This window comes from Mesorhizobium sp. M7A.T.Ca.US.000.02.2.1 (assembly GCF_003996995.1).
In the GTDB taxonomy this organism is placed as follows: Bacteria; Pseudomonadota; Alphaproteobacteria; order Rhizobiales; family Rhizobiaceae; genus Mesorhizobium.
The window spans coordinates 1-4,306 of the sequence record NZ_RZTT01000473.1; the positions used below are offsets into that span (position 1 = coordinate 1).

Below are 4,306 nucleotides of genomic sequence, written 5' to 3' on the forward strand. Positions count from 1 at the left end.
GGCGGCGCGACAGGTCGACATGGTCGGCGATCTCGATCAGTGACAGCGGCTCCGACAGATTGCCCTCCATCAGTTCGATGATGGTCAGCACTTTCGAGTTCTGGACGCCGAGGCGGGCGCGTAGTGGCAGGCGCTGGCGGTCGGTGGGGCTGCGCACGCGGTCGGTCAGCACCTGCTCGCAGACGCGGTTGACGAGGTTCTCGTCAAAGTCGTCGCCGATCAGCTTCAGCATCATGTCGAGTGCGGCGGTGCCACCGGCGCAGGTGTAGATGTTCTGGTCGATCTCGAAGAGGTCGGCAAAGACGTTGGCCTTCGGGAACGCTTCGGAAAAGCCCGGCAGGTTCTCCCAGTGGATGGCGCAGCGTTTGTTGGACAGCAGGCCGGCGGCGGCGAGGATATGCGCGCCGGTGCACAGGCCGCCGACGGCGACGCCGCGATTGTATTCCTCGCGCAGCCAGGCGAAGGCGGACTTGTTCTGGTAGCGCTCGACATTGATGCCGCTGCAGACGATGGCCATATTCGGCCGGTCGGGACCTGCCATCTTCTTGCGTTCATCCTCGAGCGACGTGTTGACCGCGCATTCGACCCCGTTCGAGGCGCGCACCGGCTTGCCGTCGATGCTGGCGAGGCGCCAGCGATAGGCCTCGTAGCCGAGCATGCGATTGGCCGAACGCAACGGGTCTAGCGCGGTCGCAAAAGCGATCATGGTGAAATCGGGAATAAGGAAGAATACAAACGATCGCTTGATCGGATGCTTTACGGCGTTCAAGGGAACCTCACACAGCCATGGCGCGAACAGGATGTCGCGAATAGCATAGCGACATCAGGAAAAACCATGTCTGTCAATCGGCTACGCCGCTACGACAAGATTAAATTTGCGACATGGGTCGCAAATGGGCAATCGGCGTGCAGCGAGCCCTGGAAGTGGCACGAACTGTTCAAGGGACGGGCAACGTACTGCCTGCGCGCAAAACAAAAACGCCGCTTGGCTGGAGCCAGGCGGCGTTACAGTTTTAAAGCAGCGGCAGGGATGCGCTGCCCCTAAAATCTTCAGGCGACGAAGCCGAGGCGCGCCGCATTCATGGCGCCGGTCTGGCCGGGCATAGTGTTGGCGAGACGCTGACGCTCGAGAGCGGTGGTCAGGTTCATTTCGCGGCGGGCAAAGAGGCGTGCAAAAAGCTTCATAATCATCTCCATTTGTTGCTCAGACGGGTCGCCTTCGCTTGATGGAGTGGGGCAGCTCGTTTGCTGGCGCCGATATAGGCTTGTGTAAGCAGAAACTAAATCGCAAAAGCGAAGCGCTTGATATGAAATGCGACATCGGTTGCGACAGATTTGGGCAAGGTGCCCAAAATTTGCGGTTATTTACAAGGCATTAATTGGAAACAGGAGCTGCTATGCGGCTTTCTCATATGCGTCATGCGCTGGAAACATGGCTCTAAAAATTCATTTGAGTGCAAATAAAATAGAGAAGGCCTGCCGGGCGGTTTGCGCGGCAGGCCTTCAGCATATGGTACACACGATCTACTTTGCTCCAGCCCAGGATCCGACGCCGTTGCGAGTACCGGTCTTGGTATCGGAAGCTTCAGGCCAGCCGATGTCCTTCTGCAGTTCGATCGGCAGGGAGCGGATAGCGCGTTCAGTCTGGTAGCGGGCGCGCGCCGCGCTGAATTCGGTCGCGATGCGACCAAGGGACGACAGGATAGACATCTCTTTCTCCTTTAGGTTGGCTAGTGCCAGACAGCGAGTTGGCTACTGCGGGTTTGTTTCAACTTCATTTCGTGTCGAATGCAGGTCTGTGTCGATGGTCGTTTCATGGCTGCTTGTGGCAGCTACTGCTTCGATGGAGTTGACTATCCTCCCAATCTGATGTTCAATCAAACGAAATGGAATGATGTTTTGTATCAGAAAAATTGAAGGTCGGTTGCCATGAACGCCCCGCTCAATCATCCGCTGCCGCTGCTCGATCTCGATGTTTTGCGCACGTTCGTGGCGATTGCCGAGACCGGCAGCTTCACCACCGCCGCCAATGCCGTGTTCCGCACGCCGTCAGCCGTTTCCATGCAGATCAAGAAGCTCGAGGACATTCTCGGCCGCTCCGTGTTCGCGCGCGACGCTCGCTCGGTGTCGCTGACGACGGACGGCGAGATGCTGCTCGGCTATGCCCGCCGGCTGCTGTCCATCAATCGCGAGGTGGTGTCGAAGTTCATCATTCCCGAGATTGTCGGTGTGGTGCGGCTTGGCTCGCCGGACGATTACGGTGAGCGCGTGCTGCCGCATGTGTTGAAGCGTTTCGCGCAGTCGCATCCGTCGATCGCCGTCGACGTCACCATAGACCAGAGCAGCAATCTGCGCCGGCGCATGGACGACCGGGCGCTCGACATCACGCTGCTGACCAATTCCTACAAGACCAGCGCGCTCGGCGCCGAGGTGCTGCTGACCGAGCCGATCGTCTGGGCCGGTGCCAAGGGCGGCTGCGCGCATCTGCGCGAGCCGCTGCCGGTATCGCTGTGGGAAGAGGGCTGCGCCTGGCGTGCCGGCGCGCTCGACGCGCTTGGCCGCGAGGGCCGCAACTACCGCATCGCCTATATGAGCGCACACACGGCCGGCCAGCGCGCCGCGATCATGTCCGATCTCGCCGTGGCGCCATTGCCGAAGTCGTTCCTCGGCAATGACATGGTCGAACTCTGCCCGAAGGACGGCATGCCCGACATCGGGACCTACAATCTGGCAATGGTGGTGGCGCCGGATGCCAGTGCCCCGGTCAAGGCCGTTGCCGACCACATCCGCGCGACTTTCGAAGTCTTCCGGGAAACCGGCAAGTTCTGACCGGCTGGTCGGACGATAGTATAAAGCTACTCCGCCGCTTCGGCGGGGCGCTGTTCAGGCCTTACTCTCGTATCGTGCACGATCCGGCTCTCCCCGAGAAAGGCGACGATGCGCTCGCGGGCGCGCCGGGCTTCCGGCATGTCAATCAGCGGCCAGACGTGGAACATGCCTTCCTCATAGACAAGATCGATTTCAACGCCGGCTGCGCGGGCTTTTTCGGCGAAGATCAGATTGTCGGGAGTCAAAAGATCGCGCGAGCCGGTCAAAAGCAGCGTTCTTGGCAGCACGGACAGATCTCCATAGACCGGGCTGATGTGCCAGTCGCTGGGATCGATGCCGGCACTGTACAGGCGAATCGCCTCCCTTCCGCCAGCTATGCCCAGCCAAGGGTCGTTGCGTTCCGCCTCGAACACTGCAGGGTTGGTGAGCGACACGTCGAGACCCGGCGAAATGAGCACATGCCGCGACGGCAGGGGCAGTCCTTCTTCGGCGACCATCATGGTCAGCACCACAGCCATATTGCCGCCGGCGGAATCGCCCATGAAGACGATGTCTTCGGCTTCCGTCTCGGCGAGCATCTGCCGGTAGACATCGCCAACCATTCCGAACATGGCATGGAAATCGTGTTCGGGAGCGATTGGATAGATCGGCACCGTGATCCCGTAGCCCAGCCGATCCGCCATCTCGGCGATCAGGTGCCAATGATAGGGTGTGATTTCAAAGACATAGGCACCGCCGTGCAAGTAGAGAATCCGCTTCTGCTCGCCGGTCCTGGGTGCGATTTCGTAGACGGGGAAGCCATCGACCGTATGCATCTCGATGTCGAGACGCTGATGCAACGAGGCGGGCGGGCGGTGGTTCTCGGTCTTGCGCGCGGCCGCGATCCAGCGCTGCAAATTTTCCGGACTGGCAAATGCCTGCTTGCGGCTGTGCCGCAGGACGAAAGACACGACATGGCTTTTCAAACTTGGCATGCGAATACACGAACTTCGGCAAAGCCGACTAAGAGAACCCCCACTATCTTCGAAGATCGTGCCGTGGCCGAAAATGTCAAGATTTGCGCCGTATCTACATGGTGGTGTGATCCGCGCCGCGGTGCTCAGCGGCGCGGTAGAAGTGCGGCACGCAGCCGGTTGCTGGTGGTCGCCGGGGACATGCGAGATTCCCGGCGCATACCGAGCAATTTGCATTTGTTGGCGAAGGTCATCAGCGCGCGGCGCTCCAGATCGTGTTGATAAGTGCGGCCTTTTCGCTGGATCGCGGCGATACCGGCCAGCCGATATCCTTCTGGATTTCGGGCGGCAGGCTGTTCAACAGGCGTCGCGCCTTGCTGCGGTCGTGAGCATTCTTGATGGCCGTGCCATAGCGGCCGAGGTTTTCGAGCATTGACATCGTTGTCTCCTCTGGAGCGTTGCGGCGGCTGGAAAGATATCTCCAGCCTGCCATTCGATGCCGGTTGAATGCGCCTGCCATGTAT

At 60.0% G+C, this 4,306-nt stretch carries 6 protein-coding genes; 1 reads left to right on the forward strand and 5 read right to left on the reverse strand.

Annotation, left to right across the window (positions count from 1 at the left end):
* The 3 genes from EOD15_RS29615 to EOD15_RS29630 all read right to left on the reverse strand — a co-directional run.
* Positions 1–706: GlxA family transcriptional regulator (locus EOD15_RS29615; RefSeq protein ID WP_348629438.1), on the reverse strand; the 706-nt coding region annotated here is incomplete at its 3' end.
* Between the two features lie 344 nt (positions 707–1,050).
* A complete protein-coding gene (locus EOD15_RS37295) occupies positions 1,051–1,185 on the reverse strand; it encodes a hypothetical protein (protein WP_013531161.1) in 135 nt (44 codons plus the stop codon).
* A 339-nt stretch (positions 1,186–1,524) separates the two neighbouring features.
* Positions 1,525–1,710 (reverse strand): hypothetical protein, encoded by a 186-nt coding sequence (locus EOD15_RS29630; RefSeq protein WP_032930657.1) that lies wholly within the window; start codon positions 1,708–1,710, stop codon positions 1,525–1,527.
* 219 nt (positions 1,711–1,929) lie between these two features.
* Here EOD15_RS29630 and EOD15_RS29635 point away from each other — a divergent pair, with 219 nt between their 5' ends.
* Entirely contained in the window at positions 1,930–2,829 is a 900-nt protein-coding gene (locus EOD15_RS29635) for a LysR substrate-binding domain-containing protein (RefSeq protein WP_013531163.1), read from the forward strand.
* Positions 2,830–2,855: 26 nt separating this feature from the next.
* Here the strand turns inward: EOD15_RS29635 and EOD15_RS29640 are convergent, their stop codons facing one another.
* Both EOD15_RS29640 and EOD15_RS29645 read right to left on the reverse strand, forming a co-directional pair.
* The gene (locus EOD15_RS29640) at positions 2,856–3,803 is read right to left on the reverse strand and encodes an alpha/beta hydrolase (protein WP_127317949.1); all 948 of its coding nucleotides are present in this window, start codon (positions 3,801–3,803) and stop codon (positions 2,856–2,858) included.
* A 232-nt stretch (positions 3,804–4,035) separates the two neighbouring features.
* On the reverse strand, positions 4,036–4,221 hold the full coding sequence (locus tag EOD15_RS29645; protein ID WP_127271300.1) for a hypothetical protein: 186 nt from the start codon (positions 4,219–4,221) through the stop codon (positions 4,036–4,038).
* Positions 4,222–4,306: the final 85 nt, after the last annotated feature.